The sequence below is a fragment of the Permianibacter fluminis genome, from assembly GCF_013179735.1.
Taxonomy (GTDB): domain Bacteria; phylum Pseudomonadota; class Gammaproteobacteria; order Enterobacterales; family Permianibacteraceae; genus Permianibacter; species Permianibacter fluminis.
Window position 1 is genome coordinate 2,737,899 of record NZ_JABMEG010000001.1, and the last position, 24,313, is coordinate 2,762,211.

Consider the following 24,313-nt stretch of genomic DNA (forward strand, 5'->3'; position numbering starts at 1 on the left):
TCAGTGTCATCCACCTGCCGGCTGCTGCAATGCCCAGGCAAACCGGTGTTCCTGATTCCAGGATTCCAGCAGTGGTGCAGTCTTTTGCTTAATCTGCTCAGCCAGCTGCTCGGCGCGGGCCTGATCTTCTTTCGACAGATTACGAAACGCCCGCTTTTGCAGTCGCTCAATTTCCTTGCGCCGGTTCTCGCTCATCACGCCATTGCCCAGCGCAAGCGCTGTGCTGGCATGGGCGTAGGCGCGCAGAAAATCCTGGGCTTTGCCAAGACCTTCGGCATAGCTGGCCGCGAGCATGGCATGGGCGCGGATATCGCCTTCAGCTGCTGCTTGTTCGGCCAGCATGGCACTCTTGGCAAAATCCTTGCTGCCAGCGGCACCCGAGATATAACCCGATGCCTGCAAACGCGACGCACTGGCGTCATCGCTGCTGCGCAACTGCTCCGTGCATTGCATGAACTCGGTTTGATAGCTGCCATCAGCGGCGGCGCTGGCCAGATTGTGCAAGACTTCGCACAGCCGCAACAACCCGGCATCAGGATTGGCGTCGGCAATGCGCTGCAAGGTTTGCAGCAGAGTCGGGATGTCATTCTTCGCCGGGTTCGCGCTTTGCAACGCCGCCACCACTGCCTGCGCTTGCGGCAAACCGCGTTTGGCCGACGTCATGTACAGATTGGCTGCTTTTTCCATATCAGCCGCGACGCCATCGCCGCGCTCATACATCTGCGCCAGAAAAAAGCTGGCAACCGCATCTTCGCGCGCGGCGTGCATTTGCAGCACGGGCAAGGCTTCGGCAAATTGGTTTTCCGCGTAGAGCCGGACGCCGTCCTGCGTGGTGGGTCCGCAGGCAGCCAACAGCGGCAGCAGGCCGGCGACCAGCCAGCGCGGCCAGCGCCAGCGCAGAGAGAATTGCCAGCGACGAGCGGACCAACGAACCAACCGGGACATGCAGGGCTCCTGAGCGGTGGGGCGGAAAGCGGGGGAACGGCTTGCGCCAGCGTGCCAGCAAAAGATAGAACAGAATCCGGCACTTGCGAAGGCCGGCACGGAAGTCGGCCTTCGCGCCGGCAAAAATCGACCTGATTAGTTATACCTCTCGGCGGGACGCTCTCAATCGCCCGTTCATGGTTCGATGCCGCAAAGCAAATCCCCTTGCGGGACAGGCTCACCACGAACGGTGAGTGACGAGCTGCAGGGTAAAAAGGCCGTTCGCCCTGAGCTTGTCGAAGGGTAACGGCATGCGAACTGAGATATCTGCCTAATCAGAAAAAAGAAGGGGTGACTCGCACCCCTTCCGACCCGTCGCAGCTCAGCCGCGTTTGTGAGGGTCTATTTGACCACGCCAATCCCGGCAAAGTATTGCTGGAAGGCGCCGGCCTCGATTGCAAAGGTGCCATCGGGATTGGCCAGCTCAATCGGTCGCCACCAGCTGATGTCATACATCCAGACCGTGGCGTTGAGGGCGCTGGCGGTGCCTTCGGTCTGACCCCAGGGATTGCGCAGCACCAGGTATTTCTTGCCGCAGTGATAATCCCAGCCGAGCACGGTGTAACAGTGGGAGCCGACGATGTTGGCATCGGCATAGCTGAGCCCGTCGGGCGCGGTGCCGTAGGTCCAGCAGGTCATCGGATTGAACGTGCGCCGGCTCAGGCTGTTGGAGCGGACCAGATTCCAGATGTCGTCACCGGTCATGCTGCTGTTGCCATAGTAATGGCGCTGGCCGCCGGTCAGCTGCGCCGTTGCCAGCACACAGTCGCCCCAGCCGGTTGCGAGAATGTCGGGGTGATCGGTGGTGGTGCCGGTGACGAATTTGGCGAACGCTTTTTCCATGATGGCGGGCCAGGTTTCGCCGGCTTCGCTGGAACGGCAATAGATGAAATTGCCGGTCGCATTGCTGACCGGTACGACATCGGTGACTTCAATTTCCTTGTCTATCTGACCGCCGCTGTCCGGTTTGAAGAACTTCACCAGATTGGTAAAGCTCTGCTGGTTCTGGCCGATGGCGCGGGTCAGGTGCGCAATGCGGTAGGGCGATGCCCAGGCAATGGCTGCCAACGCGGCAATGTAATAGCAGTTGGCCACCGCACCCTGAACCGGATCAAAAAACTCGGCTGTTTCATTGAAGAACGTACCTTTGTCGGTCCAGTTGGCATTGGGCGGCGTCCAGTCCTGATTGCTGTTGCCTTTCAGCTCCGGATCAAATGCCACGGTTTGCAGCAGTGACTTCGGCAGAATCTGCGCCAGTTGCTGCAGCCGATCCTTGCTTGGCAGTTTCAGCGTCAGCTCAATCTGGAAGGGGTTGCACAGCCGGATGTTGTGGATCGCCAGCTTGGCGACATCGGTTACCTCAAAACGCCGGGCCAGATCGCCCAACACCTTGACGTTGGTCATCAGTTCTTCAACCGGAGTTTCCAGATCACTGGTGCCGAGCTTGACCGTGACGTCGAACAGCGGCGAGTGAAACGGCTCCAGCGTCTTGTTCTTGTTCAGCTTCAGGCCGAGGTACAAGGGGCTGTCGTATTTCGGATCAAACAGCTCTTCATAAGGCGTTGCGAGCAGCGTCTCCAGCATGCGCGGTGCATCGACTTCGGACCAGGCAATGCGGCGGCCGGCGATGGTCTCGGCGAGCGCGTACGGATTGATGACGCCGTTCTTTTGAGCGGCGTTGGCTTGGCTTTGGATCTTGGTCACGTCCATGGTTTCAATTCCTTGTGCAAGTAAAAAAACTTGAAAGGCGAAACCCGGCGAGTTCAGCAAGGGCAATTCGAGGCTAGCGAAGGCTCGATGCCAGCAGGCACATCCGTGGAACAACTGATGCAAACGCGATCGGTCCTGACGTCATGACAGCATCCTGTGCCATGCCGGCAAATCCACAGCCATCTGCGCGTGCAGAACAACTCCGCGACGATCACCCGCCTGAATCCTCCAGATTTCGTGGCGGTGATGACTACGGCTTGACTGAAAATTGCCGATAGCAGTCGTTATCGGCAGGCTTAGGTATAAACCTGTCGTCGAGAGGGTTCAATGACAAACCGACGACAGTTCAATGAACTGCAGTCACTAAAACCAAATGCCATAACTCCGGTCGCCCTGATGGCTGCAGGCTCTATAGCTACCGGCCCTGAAGAGTCCCGACTTAACCAAGGCTAAGTCGTTCTGGCGGGGATGCAGGGACGCTTCCATTTTGGTTTAACCAGAGCGTCCAGGTGCCGGATGGCCTTGTCCAGCCAGCTTCTTTAAAAGTCGCTGGTCGGCACAAGGCTCGGCTATCGCCGGTTTATGGCCAGATTCCGGCAAAAAGCGCGAATGATGGCTTGCTATTGAAGACCGGCGTGCCTATTGTTTGCGTCGCAGCACAGGGAGTTGTGCGATTGATCGACCCGGCCGCTTTTGCTCCTGCGGCACGTCTCCAGCAAGTCGCGTTGTCCCCTCTGAAAATTCCTCTGGGCCTGTCGGCCCAGTCAATCTGTTGACCAGATTTCTGATCGGGAAATGAGGGCTTTGCCATGGCTATATTTGAGCCTGCCTACGAGCGGACCATCCGCAATGAAGGCGGCTATCGATTGGAAAATGTCGCCGGTGATCGCGGTGGCCTGACTTACGCTGGCATTGCCCGCAATGCCAATCCCAACTGGCCCGGCTGGCTCATCATCGACCGCGGCGAAATGAACAACCCGCAACTGACACCGATGGTGCGTGAGCTCTACAAGAAAACCTATTGGGATCCCATCAAAGGCGATGCGATCACCTCGCAGGGCATTGCCGAAGCCATTTACGATTTTGCGGTCAATGCCGGCGTCCGCACCGCCAGCAAGCTGGCCCAGATCGTCGTCAACACCACCCCCGATGGTTACCTCGGCGACAAGACGGTGGCGGCGCTGAACACCTGGGAAGAGTCGGCCTTCATTGCCAACTACGCGCTGGCCAAAGTGGCGCGCTATGCCGAAATCTGCAATCGAGATCGCAGCCAAAGCAAATTTCTGCTGGGCTGGCTTAACCGAACCATCAACGGATTGAAGGGGGCCGCATGAGCGTCAGCATTCCCGGCATTGGAGCCATCGTCGAAGGCGTCGGCAAAGTGGCCGATGATCTGTTTACCTCGGATGAAGAGCGGCTGAAGATCTCGCTGGAAGAAAAGCAGATTGAGGCCAGCCTGACCCAGGGACAATTGGAGGTCAACAAAGCCGAAGCCAGCAATCCCAACATGTTTGTGGCCGGCTGGCGGCCGTTCATTGGTTGGGTAGGCGGCTTTGCTCTCGCGTATCAATTTTTGCTGTATCCGTTTCTGACCTGGGGCTGGGCTCTGATGCAGGCACGCAACTGGGTGCCTGCCAACTCGACGCCGCCGCCGCCGCTCGCCGCCGATATTCTCTGGACCATTGTCACCGGCATGCTCGGCATCGCCGGCATGCGCAGCTACGACAAGATGAAAGGGACTGACACCAGAGAAATGACCGCGGAAAAGCCGGCAGCGTCAACACCGGTCAGCAAGCCGCCAAAGCGTGGGCCGAGAGGCTGAGTCTCACGATTCCGAGCCACACGATTCCCAGCTACACAATTACAAAAACAACATAACAAGAGGATGGAATGTTGAAGACGCTTCTCGCTGTACTGTTGAGTCTGCTGGTGCTGTCGAGCCATGCCAGCACCGACGTAGTGGACAATCGAATCAAGGGCGTCTCCGAGTTTCTGTTGGAGCGGGCCAACGATAACTGGCTTTATGTCGTCGAGGCGCAGATCAAGGACAACGCGCTTTTCTCCTGCTATTTCCCGAACACCTACAAGCAGATGACCTCGGGCAATCTGAAGTTGCTACTGAGTGCGGGAAATGAAGTGTGGGCAGGCGTTGTTGAGGAAGATCTGAAAGGGCTCGGCAGTCGCTACATGGTGCGGGTCCTGGCGAGCGAAAAATTCAGCCGCTCCGTTGATGCTTTGCGCGACAAGTACATATCGGCGGTATTGCAGCGGTTTGATATTGAACACAATGGCAAGCGCTATCCCATCGATCAGTTGCCATTGAATGCCGACGCCGAATTAAAGACTGCGGTCAACCGGTTTTCCAACTCGTTGAGCGATGCCTTTGCGGCGGTCGAATCGCTTAAGCAAAAAGCCAGATTGGCTGGCGCCAGTCGGGACTGTTCGACTCAGCCAAGCTTGCTGAGGGAAGCCAATGATGCGGTCAAAAAAATGGAGGCCGCCGTTCGCGATATACGGATTAATGCCGGACAATTGTTGCCGCGAACCGGACTGTCACTGGGCGGCAGTAGCCTCGACGAGATTGCTACCGGCGCCGACCTTGATGAGCTGTTGATTCGCCTGCTGGCCTTGGATTCGGCGGAACTATCCGATTTGTTTGATCTCAGCCAGATGAAGACGGCCAAAAACTACACCATGCGTGTACTGGAGGCCGAGGCAATATTGAGTCGTCTGAGTGAACTTGGCTTGGCTCCGATTGAGTTATCACCAGACTCCAAGGCGTATGCACGGTTCCGCCGTTACGTGCTGTCCGTTGCCGTGCTGTCTGATGCCGAATCCTCGGATCAGGTCAAAGTCGCTTTGCAGGAAATGACGCTGCCTCCCGTCAGTTTTGGCCTGAAACGCCAGCCGGAAGAGTCAACCGTAATGCTGACGTCCTATCTCGGTCTGTCCGCCGGAATGGAGCGCAATGACGAAGACGGCAATTCCGGCATATACGGATTGTTTGCTCCGGTCGGCCTGGAATACAGCTATGGCTTGTCCAACAAGCGTTCACTCAGTCTGGTGCTGGCGCCGCTTGATTTTGCGTACCCACTGAGTCTGGAGCTCAACGATCAGAAAGAGTCGGTCGAGTGGCAGGACATTGTCCGGCCCAGCTTGAGCCTGACCTATGGCCTGAAGGATTATCCCATAGCCATCGGTTTTGCAGTCAGCCGTGGCCGGCCGCTGACCTCGGATGCTGATTCAGATGGTGGCTCCGATGGAAAAAAAGAAACCCAGTATTTCATCTTCGTCGCTTTTGACATGCCGCTGTTTCAGGTGTTCTGAACTGTAGGAATGAGCGCAACGACGGTAGGGCGGGCCAAGGCCCGCCCTTTTGATGTTTACTGCAGGTGTTCGGAATGCTGCTGCGCTTTCTGCGTCGCAGGCTGCTCGCGGAGAATGGCTTGTATCATCGACTCGGAGTAGCTTTCGTCGCTGTCTTCACTACGAGTCAGCATGGCGCGCCATAGCGGTACCGGTGCCATCGGGTAACTGTTGAAGCGCTTGAAACCACAGGCATAGAAGCCGCGATAGATCGTCACGTCGTCCTTGAGGTCATCGCATTCCTTCAGCAACTTCTGGGCATACTGATCGGCCATTTCTTCGGTGAAGATGCCCGTCGCGCGCATGGCTTCCAGCATGATGGCCTCGGCACCGCCTTCATGGATCCACGGATCGTTCTCGCCGATGCCGCCGCGTGCCAGATTGTTCTGCCAGACATGCGCCATCTCGTGCGCAACCAAACCGGCCATAAAAGCGCGTCGCTTGGGGTGGTCTTCCATCAAGCCACGCCCTTGCAGACGATAAACCACGCCACCACCGACCACACCACCTTTGATGCTGATGCTGCCCGGCTCACCGTCGAAACCGATCATTGCCACCGAGATCAGCGGGGTATCGGTCAACTTGCGTTGAAACGCCTGCTCGTAAAATTGCGAGACCTTTGCTGTGGTGTCGGCAATGGTGTCACGCAGCCAGGCGGGGGCCAGCGGGTCGATGATCACATTCGCATTGCCCATGCGCGCAGGTTTGCTTGGCCCGAAGTAGGCGTATCCGGCCAGATCGGCACCGGGTTTGCTGGGCGCGAGCACGGTTTCTCCGGTCAGCCCCTGCAAATGCAGTGTGACGGCCATGTCGCGCTTGTGCTCGCTCTGGCCCAGTGATCCATACAGAAAGCCCAGATAAAAATCCGCGCCACCGTCGGAGAAATGATTGATCGGCGCGTATTGATCCAGCTCGAAATTGCTATAGCGGCTGATTTCCACGCTCAACTGGGTCAGTGGCTTGTTGCTGCGCAGGCTTTCATTGTTGTCCTGCACGACCAAATCCACGCCATTGGTCAGCAGACGCCACGCCTGCTTGCGATAGGTACCGATTTGCGGACCCAGCTCAATGGCCGTGACGGGTTCGGCAAACACATAGTCGGCGCGCCATTTGTCAGTGGCGATATGGGTCAAGGTCAGTTCGGTACGCAGCGGGGCGGGGTCTGCGGCGTGGGCAGTACCCATGAACACAACAAACAGCAAACCGGCGCAAGATGAGCGGATTGGCAACGGCATAGTGGTGGGTGACCTTGCAGAAAAACCTGAGCCGTCATCTTAGCGGGTGGTTGTTTCCAGATAACGGGAGTTTGTAAAAACTGATTATCCGGTGATTTTCCCTTGCATTGAGCACCAATGCCATTGCCGTGGTTCGTTTGTTTTATCGGGATGCAGGCTGGTACGTCAGCTTCAGCCATTAACAGCTTGCGACATTTCGAAGCCTCGTCTCCCTTGCCTTGTCAGGGGCTTCCGGCATTCAATGCGCGACCGTAACCGCGCCTGTCGCTGTCGGTTTGCCACACGTTCATATGAGTACAAATTGATGAAAGCATTTCCCCTCGGTGCGTTCGTGGCCGTTATCTGTGCAGTGCTGGTGACGGGCGCTTTGGTGCTCATCGGTCAATCCGGCTTGACCAGTGTGTTGCCGCTGGCGGTGATTATGGCGGTGTGCTGGGGGCTTACCCGGTATTCGCGTCGTGAAATCGGTTTTCGCTGGGGCACGCAGCGCGGTCTGGCGCTGGCAATTGCGCACCCTTTATTGGTGCTCGGCGTGCTGACGGGGCTTGCCTTGCTGGTCGGTGAACGTCAGGCGAGCGAGCAAACGGGCATGGCGGTCGCGGTCAATCTGGCCGTGATCTTTTTGCTGACGTTTGTCTTGGGCCTGATCACCGAAGAGGGCTTCTTTCGTGGCTGGCTGTGGGCAAACCTGAAACGCGCCGGCGCCAGCGATGTAGCGGTCATTGTGCTGACCAGTGTGGCCTTTTCGCTGTGGCATGCGCCAGAGGTGTTGTTCAGCCCTGAATTTTCCCTGCCGCCATTGCAAGCCGTGATCTTGCTCAGCAACGCGGTCGTAATCGGCTGCATCTGGGGCCTGCTTCGTGCCATCAGCGGCTCGTTGGTGCTGACCAGTCTGTGTCATGGCCTGTGGAATGCCGGTGCCTATGTGCTGTTTGGTGATGGCGCCAGTCCGGGCGCGCTCGGTCTGACTGATACCCGCTGGTTCGGGCCGGAGCACGGCGCGCTGGGCTTGCTGTTGAATGTTGCGGTGCTGGCGCTGCTGTGGCGGGCTTGGCAGTCGTCGTGGCGTAAAGACGCTATCGCCCAAGAGGCATAAGACGCGCGCTATGAGCTGTCACTGCGTGCAGGCGCGCGGCGCGCCGTGACGGTTTCGCGCTGTCTATTCCCGCAAGTTAGGGTGCGCCTTGACGCACCGAGCTTGTATATCCCTCAGCATGCGGTGTGTTGAAACGCACCCTACGTGAACTCCTGAGCGAACGTCTGTCGACGCACAGCCACTCGCGCCGACGATACCTTCACGCCGTAGAAGAAGGTTGCGGGTTTGGTTAGGTCATCGCATACCGCGACTGTGCAATCAGCAAACAAAAAGCCCAGCATCGCTGGGCTTTTTTTAGGTTTTTTTTATAAGTGTATTTTTTTAGTGCCCTGAGACTTGCTCATTCCTCAGTTGGCGCTTCGTCGCCTTCGGTTTGTGGCTCATCAGCCTTGGTGAGCTTTTTCTGGCGTTTTTCTTCCTGCTTCTTCTTTTTGGCCTGATCGCGTTGTTTCTTTTCAAAAGCGTAATTGGGTTTGGCCATGGTACGTCCTGGATGTCAGACACCGTCGCTTCGAGATTCATGTGGCGGTGTCGGGGGCTGTGGCGTTGATTCTAACCCAGCGGCAGCGGAGTAGGGTGCGGTTTAACGCATCGTATGGGGAGAATCACCTCGGGTACGGTTTAACGCATCGTTTGGAGAGAATCGCGTAGGGTGCGTTTTAACGCACCATTTTTATGCCGGGAAGCATTCGGTGCGTTGAAACGCACCCTACAGAAATGCGCACAACAAGAGGCGTAAGGCTCTTAACGCGCAGCGGTGAGTGGCCGGGCCATGATGATGTCGCGCTGGTTGTCGCCGCCGAGGGCGAAGCTGTGGTCGCCGACTTCAACAAAGCCGAATTTCTGGTAGAACGCGATGGCGCGTGGGTTCTTTTCCCAGACGCCGAGCCAGACCAGGTCGCAGCCGCGTTTTGCCATTTCATCGAGGCAGGCTTGCATCAGTTGTTGGGCGAGTCCTTTGCCGTGCCAGGCGCTTGCGACGTAGAGGCGCTGGATTTCGCCGGGGTGGTGGGCTTGCAGGCCGGCCGGCGGGTGCTTTAGCGCCGGCATGTTGCCCCAGCGCAGTTGCGCGTAGGCCACCAGTTCTCCGGATTCTTCACTCGGTTCCTCATGCGGCTCTTCACATGGCTGCTCACACGGTTCTTCATAAACCAGGGTCAGCTTGCCGGAGTCGGCGATTTCTGCGGCTTGAATGGCTTCGCCGTAACTCTGCCGGCAATGCCGGTCCATGTCGTCGGCGGTGTTCATCGCGGCAAAGGTGTCGCGGAAAGTGCGCTCGGCCAATGCGGCGAGGGCCGCAGCGTCACGCGGTTGGGCGGTTCGCAAGTGTGGCAAGGTGCGCTCCGTGTGGTGAATGAGGGTAGGGCGGGTCATGACCCGCCGGATGTTTTGCCGCAGCCGATCGCAATACGTGATGTCAAATGTAAGGCCTGACCCTGACGCTCACACACATTACGCGCGTTTCGCGAATCAACCTTATACGCGTTGGCTAGAAGTATGCTTCAAGGCCATGGCCTCTGCTTGACCAGTACTCACACCACTTGGCCGCAGAGAACATTATGTGTGCCTTTGATTCTGGACTGTCGTCGGGGGCCTCAATCGTGCGAATTTCAGCAACATGAGATACCTCGTGCTTGGTTGCGTAACTATTCGCGACAGCTCTCAGCTCTGCACCAAGTGATGCCAACTCAGCCGCGAGGCAGCTGGTATAGCACCGTTCAATCAGCTCACTGCCGAGGATGTCCTCACAATCGATTGTCAGGAACTGAGCTCGAAAACTGTATGGCTCAACGTAACCTAGCGATCCATTGGAGTAGAAGGGAAGGCCATCGCATTCTGGAGCTATGGCAGCAACATAGTAACCTTCGAGCTCCTCTAGGAATTGTGTTTCCGACTTGCTTTCTGGAGGACTCTCGCGATAACGGTCCTTTGCCCATTCATCTGCGCGTTTATCAATTCCGACTTGTGGCGCCCCAAGCGTAATGAATGGTGAGATCTGGATTTCGAAAAATCGCTCGGTTGCCGCTTCACGATCAAAGCGACGAAAAATCCCAGCGATTCTATCTCGCAGACTCGTCGACACGGGCTTGTCGCCCAAGAGATTGAATAATCTCTCAAACTCCTTCTCATGTCCGGGTTTTGGTTTGCCGATTGGATTCCAGTCAAGTCCCATGATTTGATCGCACCTGAATTTGTAGGTTTGGCTGAGCGTAGCGAAGCCCAACGTTTCTTGAGTCGGCAAGTTAAATTTATTGGGCTTTTCAGCGCAACCTACCGTGCTGGAATGTCAAATGTAAGGCCTGACCCCAGAGTTCATGCGCATTTGAGGTGCGCAGCACCCCGAAGGGTTGCTTCCATGGAGGGAGGCAACAACCCGCCGTCCCGAATCACGCGCCATACATCCCGCAGGTGAAATGGCGGATTGCTTCGCGAATCCGCCTTACACGCGTTACGTTTACGTTGGCCTCGCTTACACAGTATCCCATGTCTTGCGGGTCTTCATGTATGCATCGTCATTGCGGAATGCCGCAAATAGCTCACACAAGAACGGAATGTCGTCTTTTCCGATCGACTGGGAAAGATGTTGCAGCTCTCTGAGCAGCTCAGACCAAAAGCGGATGATCTGAAGGACATGGAGCTGTCTGTAAGGAGCCACCGCCTCAAATATGCCGGTACTATTACTGGCTTCCTCTACGTCCGTGATCTCGGATCCTGTTTCAGATGTATACAGCACTTGCGCGAACGGTCCGATTAGTTGAGAAACTGCACGGGCATTGTCCGCGATCTTCTGTTTCTTGTTGGCTGTTATGCGAGATTTAAAGAGAGGGAGATCAACTTGAGTGAACCAGGCCGCGATTGGGTCGGATTGCCGGTTTGATCCAACCAAAAAATTGATATTGCTGTAGCGGTCGCCTTCCGCGAAGTCACTGAGTAAGCTGATGATGGCCTGGTGTACTGGAGTTGACGGAGTTTCAATATTGAGCTTGCGGCGAGCAATCACGTCAGCTGCTTTTTCTTGAAGCAGAGTCAAATTGTGCCCAATCTCGTTTTTAAGGTACTTAAAGTCAGGAAAGCAGCCCCTGGTATCGATGTAATAATCTAGCATTAGGCAAAGCTTACCAATGCGCTCTAGGCCCGTGGAAAGACTGGTGAATGACTGGAAATACAAACCTTTCCTGGTGTAGTTAGCTCGCCGAATCTCGGTGGCGCCGGCTCCAAGCAACTCCTTGGTGAATTGCGCCTCTTTCAGCAAAGCAATGAATGTTGAGTTGAGCTGGGGCATTGTTAGAGCAGGTCTAATGTGGAGGCGAGGGCAGGTGGAGCGAGGTGGAAGGAATCACAAGCTCGGCTGCGGGTTAGGGGACAAGTGTTCTGGCGGCATTTTCGAGCGTGGTTAACGACTTTTCCATGACAGTTGCTCCATTCCACTGATGAGCATAAATGAATCGGCCAGGCGTAACTCCTCGACATTGGGCTCCGGTCAGATTGAATGGATCTCCTCGGATGAGGGCGGAAAAACTTTCCCATGCCTTGTCTGATTTGTGCGCAATTGCGTTCCTGACTTTCTTGATCTTTGCTAGATCTTGCTTCTCGACCTGAGTCAGTACATAGCGATGGTTTTGGCCTAAGAATTCGTTAGCTCTTGAGACGACAGACTCAAAGCTTGACCACTCTACGAATTTCTCAGGGTGGTCTGGATGGTTTAGCATCCTCTCCGCGAGACGGTAAGGTGCGTTCTTCGTCCGGAACTCCCTGATCTCTGACCTTAGAACTCCTGCGCTAACAGTTGCCAAATCCGTGACTATCAGATCACGGCAAAGTGCTTCCCAGTACGTTAGTGCGCTCAAAAACAATCCTTCAGACAGCTTGTGAATGTCTGGAAATGAGAGTAGATGTCCTCGGCCAACTTGGCCGCAAATTTTCCCGTAAGCAGAACGAATGTGATTCAGTGAATCAATGTATTCATCGCGAATTTCTGCAGGAGTACGCACGGTCAATCCTTGTTGGCTGACTGGTATTCGGTACGATATCTAGTGTATAAAAACGACCCGCTTTGGATGTTCACATAGTTCAATGGTTTATCGCAAGCGCCTTGAATTATGGAAAAGCAAATGAACCAATGTAGTAACTGAGCGATTCTGCTATCAGTGATTTAATGTTTGGAAGTATTAGATTTCTAGCTAAAAGAAAAAGCCCGGCATTCCCCGGGCTTTTTGCACTGCAGCAGAACCTTCCTAACTGCTTACAGCTTCTTCGCCTGTTCCACTGCATTGCCGATATAGCTGGCCGGGGTCATGGCTTTGAGGCGGGCTTTGGCATCGGCCGGGATATCGAGGCCATCGACAAAGGCTTGCATGCCGGCGGCGTCGATTTTTTTGCCGCGGGTCAGCTCTTTGAGCTTTTCGTAGGGCTTTTCGATGCCGTAGCGGCGCATGACGGTCTGGATGGGTTCGGCCAGCACTTCCCAGTTGTCGTTCAGTTCGTCGGCGAGTGATTGCTCGTTGACTTCGAGTTTGCTGATGCCTTTGAGGCTGCTCTCGTACGCGATGACGGCGTGGGCGATGCCGGTGCCGATGGTGCGCAGCACGGTGGAGTCGGTGAGGTCGCGCTGCCAGCGCGAGACCGGCAGTTTGCCGGCGAGGTGATCGAGAATGGCGTTGGCTAGCCCAAGGTTGCCTTCGGAGTTTTCGAAGTCGATGGGGTTGACCTTGTGCGGCATGGTCGAGGAGCCGATTTCGCCAGCGACGGTTTTTTGCTTGAAGTGACCGAGCGCGATGTAGCCCCAGACGTCGCGATCAAAGTCGAGCAGGATGGTGTTGAAGCGCATCAGCGCGTGGAAGTATTCGGCGTTCCAGTCGTGCGGTTCGATTTGGGTGGTGTAGGGGTTCCACTGCAGGCCGAGGCTGGTGACGAACTCTTTGGCAAAGGTTTGCCAATCGACATCCGGGTAGGCGGACAGGTGGGCGTTGTAGTTGCCGACCGCGCCGTTGATTTTGCCCATGATGGCGACAGCGGCGAATTGCTCGCGCTGGCGCTGCAGGCGGGCGACGACGTTGGCCATTTCTTTGCCGAGCGTGGTCGGCGAGGCCGGCTGGCCGTGGGTGCGCGACATCATCGGGATGCTGGCGTAGCGGTGGGCCAGATCGCGAATGGCGCCGATGATTTTGTCCAGCATCGGCAGCAGCACTTCGGCGCGGGCGTCGCTGAGCATCAGCGCGTAGGACAGGTTGTTGATGTCTTCCGAGGTGCAGGCGAAGTGGATGAACTCGGTGACTTTGTTCAGTTCGGCGTTGCCGGCGACCTTTTCCTTGAGCAGGTATTCGATGGCTTTGACGTCGTGATTGGTGGTTTTCTCGATGTCTTTGACCCGCTGGGCGTCGGCCAGCGAGAAGGTGCGGGCGATTTCATCGAGCGCGCTGTTGGCCTGGGCCGAGAAGGCCGGCACTTCCGGGATCCCTGAGTGCGACGCCAGCTTCTGCAGCCAGCGCACTTCCACGATGGCCCGGTAACGGATAAGGCCGAACTCGGAGAAGATGGGGCGCAGGGCCGCGGTTTTGGAGGCGTAACGGCCGTCAACAGGGCTGATGGCGGTCAGGGCGGACAGTTCCATGGAGGGTCCTTTGGGGTGGTTGTTCAAGCCAGTGGCTCAAAGGGAGCCGGGGCCAAATGGGGCAGGGCGCGGATTTTACAGGATAGTGGGCGGGATTCCGATTGCGGTGTTAACCGTCATTCCCGAGAAGGCGGGAATCCAGTGACTTTTGGGATTTAGCGCTGGGGTAAATCCCCCTCTCCCCAACCCCCGCTCCGCGCCCCAGCCACTCGTCAACTCGTGGCGCTGCGGCGGAACGAAGCGCTGCTTCGTTAATTCCCGCCTCGCCCCGCAAGGGGCGAGGGGCTAAAGGAATGGGTCTTGGCGAGACGGCATTGGAGCGCTGAGATTTTGTTCCTCCCCCTGCCCGAGGGGGAGGCTAGGAGGGGGAGGGAGAGTGTTTTCGTGACTGGTCCCGGTTAAGAAAATCAGAGGCTCGATTGGTTTGTTTTTAGGGGATGGGCAAATTCCTCCCACCCCCTCCCGGCCGCCCAGCCACCAGCAGAGCTGGTGGCGTTCGCCCGGCAAATTCGTCAACTGTGACGAATTTGAAACCCCGAGCTCACCCCCCTCAGGCATGGGGAGGAGAACGGCGATCCCCCTCCTTAGCAAGGAGGGGTTAGGGGTGGTTGGGCTCAGGATGAGTTGAGGGTTGGAGTTCGTGGGGATCGGTGGATGTGTTTTCTATTTGAGGGTCAGCTTGAGTAGCTGGCTTTTAAGCGCGCTGAGCTGAACCACCCCCAACCCCGCCCAGCCTCATGCAGAGCATGAGGCGCTGCGCCGGCGCATCACGCGCAGGCGTGATGCTTTATTCCGGCTCGCCCTTGCCAAGGAGGGGAGTCAAAGGCCTCCTTTCGACCGGCTTAGGACTTGTCCGGTAATTGCTTAGGGCTTGTCTGGTAATCGAAGGGGGGAACGAACGGCTCGTAACGAACCAACACGAACCGCCATTGCTCGCGCTTTAACCAATTCCACCGTTTTCCCTGCAGTTTCGCTCATTACTTCTTGTTTTTAAGCGCAAAAACCCGGCTTTCATTAGACGATCGGACAGGTAAACACCCGTTCCAATGGTCTATAATTCCGGCCCGCCCGCAGGGCCTCTCGGCCCCGGTCCCGCCTGAAAAATTCGATAAGCGTGCTGGCGTTGTTTCGTTACCGCGCCAAGCCATTACCAGGAGAAGCCGACGTGTCATCGGTAGGACAAGACAGCCTCAAGACCCGCCGTACCCTTACCATCAATGGCAAGGAATACGATTACTTCAGCATCAAGGCCGCCGAGAGCGTGCTCGGTGACGTCAGCAAGCTGCCGTTCTCGCTGAAGGTCCTGCTGGAAAACCTGCTGCGTTTCGAAGACGGCGTGACCGTCGAGACCGATGACCTCAAGGCCATCGCTGCCTGGCAAAAAGACCGCATCTCCGACCGCGAAATCCAGTACCGCCCAGCCCGTGTGCTGATGCAAGACTTCACCGGCGTGCCGGCAGTGGTCGACCTCGCTGCCATGCGCGATGCGGTGACCAAGCTCGGCAAGAACGCCGACAAGATCAACCCGCTGGTGCCGGTTGACCTCGTCATTGACCACTCGGTGATGATCGACAAGTTCGGCACCGCCACTGCCGCTGATGAAAACGTTGATATCGAATACCAGCGCAACGGCGAGCGTTATGAATTCCTGCGTTGGGGTCAGAAAGCCTTCAACAATTTCCGCGTGGTACCGCCGGGCACCGGCATCTGCCACCAGGTCAACCTGGAATATCTGGCGAAAGCGGTGTGGACCGGTATTGTTGGTGGCCGCACCATTGCCTACCCGGACACCTGCGTCGGCACTGACTCGCACACCACCATGATCAACGGCCTTGGCGTTTTGGGTTGGGGCGTTGGCGGTATCGAAGCCGAAGCCGCGATGCTGGGCCAGCCGGTGTCGATGCTGATTCCGGAAGTGGTGGGTTTCCGTTTGGAAGGCAAAGCCAAAGAAGGCATCACCGCAACGGATATCGTGCTCACCGTCACGCAAATGCTGCGCAAGCATGGCGTGGTCAACAAGTTTGTTGAATTCTATGGCCCGGGCCTCGACACCATGCCGCTGGCCGATCGCGCCACCATCGCCAACATGGCGCCGGAATACGGTGCCACCTGCGGCTTCTTCCCGATCGACGCCGAAACGATCAACTTCATGCGCGTGTCGGGCCGCGATGAGCAGACCTGCAAACTCGTTGAAGAATATTGCAAAGCGCAAGGCATGTGGCGTGATGCCAGCTCGCCGGAGCCGGTGTTCACCAGCACGCTCGGTCTGGATCTGTCGACTGTGGTGCCGTCGCTGGCCGGTCCGAAGCGCCCGCAAGATCGCGTTGCCATGAATGGCATGAGCCAAGGTTTTGATCTGTTGCTCGACAGCACTGGCAAAGGCGGCGAGAAAGACAAAGCCGTGAAAGTGGAAGGCGCCAATCACGATCTGAAACACGGCGACGTGGTGATTGCCGCGATTACTTCCTGCACCAACACCTCGAACCCGTACGTGCTGATGGCGGCTGGTCTGGTTGCCAAGCGCGCGGTGGAGAAGGGTCTGCAGCGCAAGCCGTGGGTGAAATCCTCACTGGCGCCGGGCTCGAAAGTCGTTACCGATTATCTGGCCAAAGCCGGCCTCAATACTTACCTCGACACACTCGGCTTTAACCTCGCGGGTTACGGTTGCACGACTTGCATCGGTAACTCCGGTCCGCTGGCTGATAACCTTGGTAAAGCGATCACTGATGGCGATCTGATCGTCTCGGCGGTGCTGTCGGGTAACCGCAACTTTGAAGGCCGCGTGCACGCGCAAGTCAAAGCCAACTACCTGGCATCGCCGCCGCTGGTTGTGGCGTATGCGCTGGCCGGTACTACGCGAATCGATCTGAGCAAGGATTCGCTGGGCAAAGACAAGAACGGCAACGATGTCTTCCTGAAAGACATCTGGCCGAGCAACGAAGAAGTGGCCAACGCTGTTCGCCTCGTTGATAACAAGATGTTCAACAGCCGTTACGCCGATGTGTTCGCCGGTGACAAACACTGGCAAGCCATCAAGGTCGGTGAAGGTCAAACCTACAAGTGGAATGACAAGTCGACCTACGTGCAGAACCCGCCGTTCTTCACCGAACTCGGCAAGCCGGTAGGCGCAGTGAAAGATGTCAAAGGCGCGAGCGTGCTGGCGCTGTTCGGTGACTCGATCACCACCGACCACATCTCGCCGGCGGGCGACATCAAGGCCAGCGCGCCGGCAGGCAAATACCTGCAGACGCTCGGTGTTGAGAAAGCCGACTTCAACTCGTACGGCGCCCGTCGTGGTAACCACGAGATCATGATGCGTGGCACCTTCGCCAACATCCGCATCAAGAACCTGATGCTGGGCGGTGAAGAAGGTGGCAACACCATTTACCAACCGACCGGCGAAAAAGTGTCGATTTACGACGCCGCCATGAAGTACATCAACAGCGGCACCCCGCTGGTGATTTTCGCTGGCAAGGAATACGGCACCGGTTCGTCGCGTGACTGGGCGGCCAAAGGCACCAAGCTGCTCGGCGTCAAAGCCGTGATTGCCGAAAGCTTTGAACGTATTCACCGTTCGAACCTGGTCGGCATGGGCGTGCTGCCGCTGCAATTCCAAGGCAGCGACAACATTGCCAGCTTGGGCCTGAAAGGCGACGAGACCATCAACGTGATCGGCCTCGAAGCCGGCATCAAGCCGCGCCAAACCCTGAAGGTGGAAATCACCCGCAAGGATGGCAGCAAACAGACCATCGAAGCACTGTGCCGCATCGACACCGCCAACGAAGTCGAGTACTACAAAAACGGCGGCATCCTGCAGTACGTGCTGCGGAACATGATCGCGGCGTAATCTATTCGTCGTCCCCGCGTAGGCGGGGACCCAGTGACTTAAGACGCTGGATTCCCGCCTACGCGGGAATGACGGAAAGTGAGTAATCGGCCGTTTATGGTCCCCCATAAACGGCCGCACGCATTCTGAAGCCGCGATTCCTGCAGCCTCAGAACGCAAAAGGTTTTCTGTAGGAGCGGCCTTGGCCGCGATGTTTCTTGACCGCTGCGGTGCGTGAGAATCGCGACCAAGGTCGCTCCTACAAAAACAGATCGCAACACCGATTTTCTATGGGAGCGGCTTTAGCCGCGATCGGTTTCTTCAGAGAAAGTAAATCGTGGCTAAAGCCGCTCCCACAAACATCCGCAGACTTTATAAGAACAACATAACGAGAGACCGAGACGCACATGACTCCACGCGAACTGGTTCTGGCTTATATCGACGCGCTCGAAGCGCTGAACTTTCCAGTGGCCCGCAGTTTTCTGGCCGATCAAGGGTTTGAATACTTCGGCCCCAACATGCATTTCACCAGCGCCGACGAGATGCTGACCTTTCTGTTCGGCATGGGCCCGATCCAGAAAGCTATCGACACCCGCCGCGTCGTTACCGAAGGCGACGAGGTTTGCGTTCTGCTGGATTACAAAACCTACTTCGAGCCGATTGGCGATGTCCGTGTCGCCATCTGGGCCAAAGTGTTCGGTGACCGCATCCAGAAGATTGAGGTGTTCTACAACGCCGCCGTGGTTGAGAACATGCTGTCGGTCGACAGCAATAACCCGTTTGTACCGCAGCCGAAGAAGTAATTAGGCGAACAAAAATGCGATTCCTTGTCCTTGCGGTTCTTCTTGCAACTCCAGTGCTAGCTGAAGGAGCAGAGAGTAATGTGCTGGCTAGGCTTCAAGCAGTTTGGCAGAGCGACATTGCCGATTTCGTTCGGAATGTTGGTGTGCTTCGTAATTGGGGCGTTGATACCGAAAAGCTGGATTTGAAGAAAGCAATATCTGATTTAGACAGTTTGCAACAACAGGTAAGTGATGCTTTCATCGGTGGTGACGCTGACCACTCTCTAGAGTTGAGAAACGTGATTATTAGCAAGCTTGATAAGCTTTGCTATTCTTTTAATGCGCTAGCTGGTAGGGATGAATATCCGCCGGTTGACGTCACCATCGCGCTGACCGAAATAGGTTGGAAGATTCGATATATGCAAGAGCTTTCCGATAAGGCTGGCGAGGCAGTAACTTGTAAGGTGATCGGTGGGTGATGGTTTGCGTTGATTGTGGCCGTGGCGTCGTGCCATGACGAGCGAAAGTTGATATTTAAACAAAACCGCGCTTAGGCGCGGTTTTGCTTTCCAGAAGGTCAAATATCAATTTGCTGGCTGTTGCAACGACGCCAATGTCATCGCCGTCAGCGCTCGTACCCCCAAAATCAACCCACTCTCATCAACATAAAAATCTGCGGTATGGTGATCGGCAACGGTCTTTGGATCTTTGCCCGGGATTTTGCCGCCGAGTGAAATGTAGAAGCTCGGTACCTTGTCGGCGAAGAAGGAATGATCTTCTGCGCCGGTTTGGGCTTTCTGTTCGCTGAGGTTGGCTTCGCCGGCGATGGCTTTCAGTACCGGCAACATCCTCGCGACTAGCGCGGCATCATTTTTGTTGACCGGGTAATGGCTTGAGTAGGGCAGGTTGACTTCGACGGTGGCGCCCATGCTTTCGGCGATATTTTCTGCGATGGTGTGAATGCGTTGATGCACCAGCGTGCGGGCGTCATCGCTCAGCGTGCGCACGGTGCCGAGCATTTCCACCTGTTCCGGAATAATGTTGGAACGAACACCGCCCTGAATCTTGCCGATGGTGACCACGGCGGCGTTGTCGGTCAGTTCGACCGAACGCGATACCACGGTCTGCAGGCCATTGATGATTTGCGCCGACGTCACAATCGGGTCAATGCCTGCCCACGGATAGGCACCGTGCGAGCCTTTGCCTTTGACCACAATGCGCAGATCATCGACGGCGGCAGCGATGGGGCCGGACTTCCAGCCGATTTTGCCGGCGTCGAGCGAGGCGTCGATATGTAGCGCGAAGATCGCGTCGACTTTCGGGTTATCGAGCACGCCTTCTTTCACCATTAACTCAGCACCGCCTTCTTCACCTTTTGGTGTGCCTTCTTCTGCTGGTTGGAAAATGAATTTAACGGTGCCGCTCAAGTCTTTGCGCTGGCCAGCCAGCACTTCGGCAACACCCATCAGAATCGCGACATGGGTGTCGTGACCACAGGCATGCATGACGCCAACTTCTGCACCGTTGTATTCGCCTTTGACTTTTGAGGCGAACGGCACGCCGGTGCGTTCGGTAATCGGCAGTCCGTCCATGTCAGCGCGGATCGCAATGACCGGGCCCGGTTTGCCACCTTCAAGGATGCCAACCACGCCGGTGTGAGCGACGCCGGTCTGAACTTTGATACCGAGTTTTTTCAGATGCGCTGCCACTTTGGCCGAGGTCTTGAATTCGCGATTGCCGAGCTCCGGGTTCTGGTGAATCTCGCGGCGCCAGCCAATGACTTTCGGCTCCACCGCTTTGCACTGATTTTCGGTGCTGGCAGTGAGTGAGAAATCAGCCGCGAAAGTCGGCATCGCCAATACGGCGGCAACAAGGGCGGGCAAGGCAAAGCGGGTAGTGCAGTGCTGTGGCATGGCTCAACTCCGTCAGGACATCCATTTCGGGTGGCATTTTGTTGCGGCGCATCAGCATTGTCTGATGCTGATTTTCGGAAAAAACCGAGCCTGCGCAAAAGTGGAGCAGAGGTCAAGTCCTGTGTGACGCAATACACTTTTCTAAGGGGCGCGGAGCTTGTCACGCTGCAATCGATAGAGCGTTCTACGTGCAGGCGAAATATTGATGATTGAAGTGCTAGCACTTTGGCGGGATGTTTACGGTGTTGGTCCCCCTCCTTGTCAAGGAGGTGCTAGGGGTGGTTGCGGAAGCTTCGATGTGAAAGCCTGAATAGTTAGCCTTGTGGTTGGCTGGGCTTAACCACCCCCAACCCCTCCTTGACAAGGAGGGGGAGCTCAACAGTACGGTACGACAGCAATGGTCGTTTTTTCCCAGAAATTCAGCGCTCAGGGTTTGCCAAAACTGCTGTTGAAACGCGCTTTCTGCTGTTCGGTCGCGTTTGCATCCAGACGTACATAGACCTCGTCGTAGTAGAAATTGTCGAAGTCCAAACCAAACTCGAGGTAGTAGGGTGCGAAATCAAACATGCCTTCGCTCTCGACCGCCTTGTTGAAGAATGCAGTCAGATCAGTGCCGGTCAGTGTCTTGATATGGCGTTTGACGTCCGCCAATTCATAACGTTTGCCCGGTTGGCCAAATTCCGTGAACAGCGAGCGCATCAGATCGGCCAATGTCACTTTGTCGTTACTGGCTTTGCGCAATTCGATATCGAGCGCCAGAGCCGTGATGGCACCACCGCCATAAACCAGCTGGCGATGCTTTTGCTTTTCTTCACCGGCGGCGCGTACCGGCAATTGCTGCTGCTGGCCAAGGCGAGCGAACAGATAGCGGCGCGGAATATTTTCCAGTCGACGGAACAGTTGCTCCTGGCTGTCGACGCCATTGCGGGCCAGCGTCATCGTGGTCAGGTAATCGGTGACACCTTCCTTGAACCATTCCTCGCGGCTGTCGACCGGCGTCAACGACAGGCCATTCCAGAAATGCAACAGCTCGTGCGCCATGATGTAGCCCCAGATCACCCGGTTGGCGTCGGTGGCATCTTCACTGATCAGCTGACTGAAACTGTTGGAATAGGCACCGCCGTCATCAAGACCTTCATTGACGATGACGAGATAGCGTTTGGATTGTGGGTCAGCACCGAACAGTTGCTGGTAGCTTTGCAGTTGCTTGCTCAGCAATTCAGTAAACAGCGGTTTGGCCTTCTGGAAGCGCTTGCCCAGCACCAGAGTCAGATCAATGCCGCCAGCATGCAGGGTCTCGGCTTGTGCGGTACCAAAGAACAGTGCGTTGTTCAGCAGCTCACGGCGGTTGGGTACGGCGAAGCGGTTGCTGTCACCGAGACGTTGCCAAGGGGTGTGGGCTTGCCAGCCGGCCGGCAATTTAACGTCGATCTCGATTGGTCCTTCCATTTTTTCGCCGGAGGCGAGCAGCAACGTTTGACCAATGGTCATGAAGCCTTCGTCGGTGTGGTAGGCGACTTCTTCAATGCCGGCATCCCAGTGATAGTTGTCGTGTTCGAGTTTGACTTGATAGCTGACTGTCACCCGTTGATCACCGGCGGTTTTGAATTCGCCTTCGCCTTCATTTTTCCACTTCAAGCTCTTGCCATTGGCGGCGGTGATTTGCATGTTCTCGATCAGATCGGCTTGGCCATTTTTGAGCGTGGGCAGTTGCTGAACGGCAAACAGTGACAGGTAATCGCCGGTCAGCCAGAGATTGGCTTCAACGCTGGCGATCTTGGCGTCGTCGCTGATGGTGAGCGTGTAGCGGTTGGTTTGGCCGTCATAACTGGCGGCAAGGGCAGCGGTAGCGCCAAGGCTGCTAAACAGCACAAAGGCCAGAACGCGCGGGACAGAGAGGGTCATGCAGATGGCTCCTGGGTAACAGTCCTCGCATGAGACGTGAGTGTAGTCAGTTCGGTTTGGCTGTCAGGCAAAAGAACTCAGAAGGTGCAATGTTGCAGGCAGGCTGAGCCGTGAGCGTCGGGAGTTATCATGCACTGCCGTAGCAAAACGCGCTTGCTCGGCGCGATGCGCTACGGGCACCGTGGATGGCTGAAGGCTTCGAGCCGTGCGTGACAGGCAGTGGAAAGGGAGCCGCAGGGGCCAGGTGTTGTGTAGCGCTGTGAGGAACGCGCAATCGCGGCTGATGCAGCGGCCGTGACGACTTGGTCACTCAGCTTTGGTTAGTCAAACCTGACCGTCTAGTCTGCGCAGCAGCCGCTTGGCGGCATCAAATATCGCTCGGCGCGACAGCAGGAAATGCCGGCGTCGACCACCGAGCTGGCGCCACAGCACAGCGCTGCGCAGGCCACAGAGCAGCAGCGCGCGGATCCGGTATTGATTGTCGCGGGCCTGCAGATGACGGGCTTCGCCGGTGACCTGAATACGCTGCGGCAAGGTTGAAATGGTGTCGGAATAGATACCGGCCAGCGACGTCAACAAGGCGTCGTCGTCATCCGGTTGGTGGGTGCGCAAACGGCCAGCCTGTTGCAAGCGTAGCCGCAAGGTTTCCTGCATGGCATCGTTGCGGCTGAGGTAGCGTTCAAGCTGAACCAGATTGGCAATATAGCGGCCGAGTTGCAGATCGCGTTTGGCGGCCTGCAGATTCAATTGATCACACAGTGTCAGCAAACCGGGCCGCAGCCGGGAAACGCCGCCATAGATGCTTTCGACATCCGGCGCATTCAGCATCAAGACACTTTCCAGCAGCGGATCGAGTTGTTCGTAATCCAGTTTGCCGGAATGGGCGACTTCATTGACCAACCGCGCGGCTTGGCACAGCGCCGCCAGCGGCACAACAATCTTGTCGGCTTTTTCAGCATTCAGCAGGGCGAACATAATCAGCGGTGCTCAATCTCGATCTACAGCGGGCTTATTCGGAATCGGCTTCGCCACTGCGCTCGGGTTCCAGCGGGCGCAGCACGATCATCATGCCGAACATCGGGTGATCGAAATAATGCAGTTCGTTGCTCTTCAGGCGACGACTCTGGTTGAACTTGAAAAACTGCAACCAGTCTTCGCTGGCGACACTGGCATCGCCGGTTTGCCAGGTCAGGTTCGGTGCCGCGCTGCCGGCAGCTGCCGGGGCGGGTGTCGTCGGTGCTGCGACAACCGCGGTGCCGGTCGTCGGCACCGATGGCCGCCGGAACAGCAATTCGGTTTCGGCATGCAAAAATTTGGCGGCGGAGAGGCGAACATAGCCGTCAATTTCCCACAGACCATCTGTCGCCGGCTCATCGCCAGTGGTCAGCAGCTTGCCTTGCACGCCATAACGGCCGGCGTAATCTTTGCCGCCTACCAGACGAACCTTGAAATTGTTTTTGCCGGTGCCGATCGGTTGCCGCCAGGCCGTGTGCAACAGCGGCCGATAATTGCGGCTGCGCGACAGCGACTTGAACGCGTCGAGTAATTTGTACTGCGCTGGCGCAACGGCCGCCAGTCGCAGCAGCTCTTGCGCGCTGGGTGTCGATTTGCCGGGCACGCCGCTGCTTGTACCGGCGCCAACCGGCGCGGCGGTGTTCGGCGCCGGAATGGCACCATCGAGCGCCAGCGTAACGCTGTCATTGGTTGGCCAGCGCTCGGCATTGACGTCACCATTCAGATTGGCGAACACCAGCACTTCCACTTCATACCAACGGTCGGCCGCCAGGGCGGTGGCTGACAGCAGCAGCGCCGGCAAGAGCAACAGCAGGGCCGGCAGCGAGCGTGATTTCATTGTTGTCTTCCTCAAAGGATGGCGAATTCTAAA

General features: G+C 56.7%; 20 protein-coding genes. 7 read left to right on the forward strand and 13 right to left on the reverse strand.

From position 1 onward, the window contains the following. Positions 1-6: 6 nt before the first annotated feature. Both HPT27_RS11895 and HPT27_RS11900 read right to left on the reverse strand, forming a co-directional pair. Positions 7-945: a tetratricopeptide repeat protein gene (locus HPT27_RS11895; protein ID WP_172243521.1), complete on the reverse strand. Its 939-nt coding sequence runs from the start codon at positions 943-945 to the stop codon at positions 7-9. A gap of 381 nt (positions 946-1,326) precedes the next feature. Further along, a complete protein-coding gene (locus tag HPT27_RS11900) occupies positions 1,327-2,694 on the reverse strand; it encodes a C2 family cysteine protease (RefSeq protein WP_172243523.1) in 1,368 nt (455 codons plus the stop codon). Between the two features lie 809 nt (positions 2,695-3,503). On the opposite strand from HPT27_RS11900, the gene HPT27_RS11905 reads away from it, so the two are divergent. The 3 genes from HPT27_RS11905 (at position 3,504) to HPT27_RS11915 (ending at position 6,021) form a co-directional block, all read left to right on the forward strand. Beyond that, complete coding sequence (locus tag HPT27_RS11905; RefSeq protein WP_172243525.1) at positions 3,504-4,028, forward strand: glycoside hydrolase family 108 protein; 525 nt, start codon at positions 3,504-3,506, stop codon at positions 4,026-4,028. After that, positions 4,025-4,516, forward strand: a complete 492-nt coding sequence (locus HPT27_RS11910; RefSeq protein WP_172243528.1) for a holin family protein — start codon at positions 4,025-4,027, stop codon at positions 4,514-4,516. The genes HPT27_RS11905 and HPT27_RS11910 overlap by 4 nt, the downstream gene beginning before the upstream one ends. Before the next feature lie 68 nt (positions 4,517-4,584). Then, a complete protein-coding gene (locus HPT27_RS11915; protein ID WP_172243531.1) occupies positions 4,585-6,021 on the forward strand; it encodes a hypothetical protein in 1,437 nt (478 codons plus the stop codon). A gap of 56 nt (positions 6,022-6,077) precedes the next feature. On the opposite strand, the gene HPT27_RS11920 is transcribed toward HPT27_RS11915, so the two are convergent. Then, entirely contained in the window at positions 6,078-7,295 is a 1,218-nt protein-coding gene (locus tag HPT27_RS11920) for a hypothetical protein (protein WP_172243534.1), read from the reverse strand. A gap of 304 nt (positions 7,296-7,599) precedes the next feature. Between HPT27_RS11920 and HPT27_RS11925 the strand changes: the two genes are divergently transcribed. Continuing rightward, positions 7,600-8,391 (forward strand): CPBP family intramembrane glutamic endopeptidase, encoded by a 792-nt coding sequence (locus HPT27_RS11925; protein ID WP_172243537.1) that lies wholly within the window; start codon positions 7,600-7,602, stop codon positions 8,389-8,391. Positions 8,392-8,731: 340 nt separating this feature from the next. On the opposite strand, the gene HPT27_RS11930 is transcribed toward HPT27_RS11925, so the two are convergent. The 6 genes from HPT27_RS11930 to purB form a co-directional block, all read right to left on the reverse strand. Beyond that, entirely contained in the window at positions 8,732-8,872 is a 141-nt protein-coding gene (locus HPT27_RS11930; RefSeq protein WP_172243540.1) for a hypothetical protein, read from the reverse strand. A 263-nt stretch (positions 8,873-9,135) separates the two neighbouring features. Next, on the reverse strand, positions 9,136-9,726 hold the full coding sequence (locus HPT27_RS11935) for a GNAT family N-acetyltransferase (RefSeq protein WP_211197937.1): 591 nt from the start codon (positions 9,724-9,726) through the stop codon (positions 9,136-9,138). Between the two features lie 154 nt (positions 9,727-9,880). Then, positions 9,881-10,564: a hypothetical protein gene (locus tag HPT27_RS11940; RefSeq protein ID WP_172243546.1), complete on the reverse strand. Its 684-nt coding sequence runs from the start codon at positions 10,562-10,564 to the stop codon at positions 9,881-9,883. A gap of 297 nt (positions 10,565-10,861) precedes the next feature. Further along, on the reverse strand, positions 10,862-11,674 hold the full coding sequence (locus HPT27_RS11945) for a hypothetical protein (RefSeq protein ID WP_172243549.1): 813 nt from the start codon (positions 11,672-11,674) through the stop codon (positions 10,862-10,864). A 73-nt stretch (positions 11,675-11,747) separates the two neighbouring features. After that, positions 11,748-12,383, reverse strand: a complete 636-nt coding sequence (locus HPT27_RS11950; protein ID WP_172243552.1) for a hypothetical protein — start codon at positions 12,381-12,383, stop codon at positions 11,748-11,750. Between the two features lie 251 nt (positions 12,384-12,634). Further along, positions 12,635-14,002 carry an adenylosuccinate lyase gene (gene purB, locus HPT27_RS11955; RefSeq protein WP_172243555.1) on the reverse strand — a complete coding sequence of 456 codons (1,368 nt, stop codon included), beginning with the start codon at positions 14,000-14,002 and terminating at the stop codon, positions 12,635-12,637. Positions 14,003-15,167: 1,165 nt separating this feature from the next. Here purB and acnA point away from each other — a divergent pair. The 3 genes from acnA to HPT27_RS11970 all read left to right on the forward strand — a co-directional run bounded on the left by acnA (position 15,168) and on the right by HPT27_RS11970 (position 19,089). After that, positions 15,168-17,849 (forward strand): aconitate hydratase AcnA, encoded by a 2,682-nt coding sequence (acnA, locus tag HPT27_RS11960; RefSeq protein ID WP_172243558.1) that lies wholly within the window; start codon positions 15,168-15,170, stop codon positions 17,847-17,849. Between the two features lie 386 nt (positions 17,850-18,235). Next, on the forward strand, positions 18,236-18,631 hold the full coding sequence (locus HPT27_RS11965) for a nuclear transport factor 2 family protein (RefSeq protein ID WP_172243561.1): 396 nt from the start codon (positions 18,236-18,238) through the stop codon (positions 18,629-18,631). Between the two features lie 14 nt (positions 18,632-18,645). Beyond that, a complete protein-coding gene (locus HPT27_RS11970; protein ID WP_172243564.1) occupies positions 18,646-19,089 on the forward strand; it encodes a hypothetical protein in 444 nt (147 codons plus the stop codon). 105 nt (positions 19,090-19,194) lie between these two features. Here HPT27_RS11970 and HPT27_RS11975 read toward each other — a convergent pair whose 3' ends face one another. From HPT27_RS11975 to HPT27_RS11990, 4 genes are all read right to left on the reverse strand, one after another. After that, positions 19,195-20,523: an amidohydrolase gene (locus HPT27_RS11975; protein WP_211197938.1), complete on the reverse strand. Its 1,329-nt coding sequence runs from the start codon at positions 20,521-20,523 to the stop codon at positions 19,195-19,197. A gap of 426 nt (positions 20,524-20,949) precedes the next feature. Beyond that, positions 20,950-22,428: a M61 family metallopeptidase gene (locus tag HPT27_RS11980; protein WP_172243567.1), complete on the reverse strand. Its 1,479-nt coding sequence runs from the start codon at positions 22,426-22,428 to the stop codon at positions 20,950-20,952. 324 nt (positions 22,429-22,752) lie between these two features. Further along, entirely contained in the window at positions 22,753-23,403 is a 651-nt protein-coding gene (gene hflD, locus HPT27_RS11985; RefSeq protein WP_172243570.1) for a high frequency lysogenization protein HflD, read from the reverse strand. Between the two features lie 34 nt (positions 23,404-23,437). Beyond that, positions 23,438-24,280, reverse strand: coding sequence for a CsiV family protein (locus tag HPT27_RS11990; RefSeq protein ID WP_172243573.1), 843 nt, complete (start codon positions 24,278-24,280; stop codon positions 23,438-23,440). Positions 24,281-24,313 lie beyond the last annotated feature (33 nt).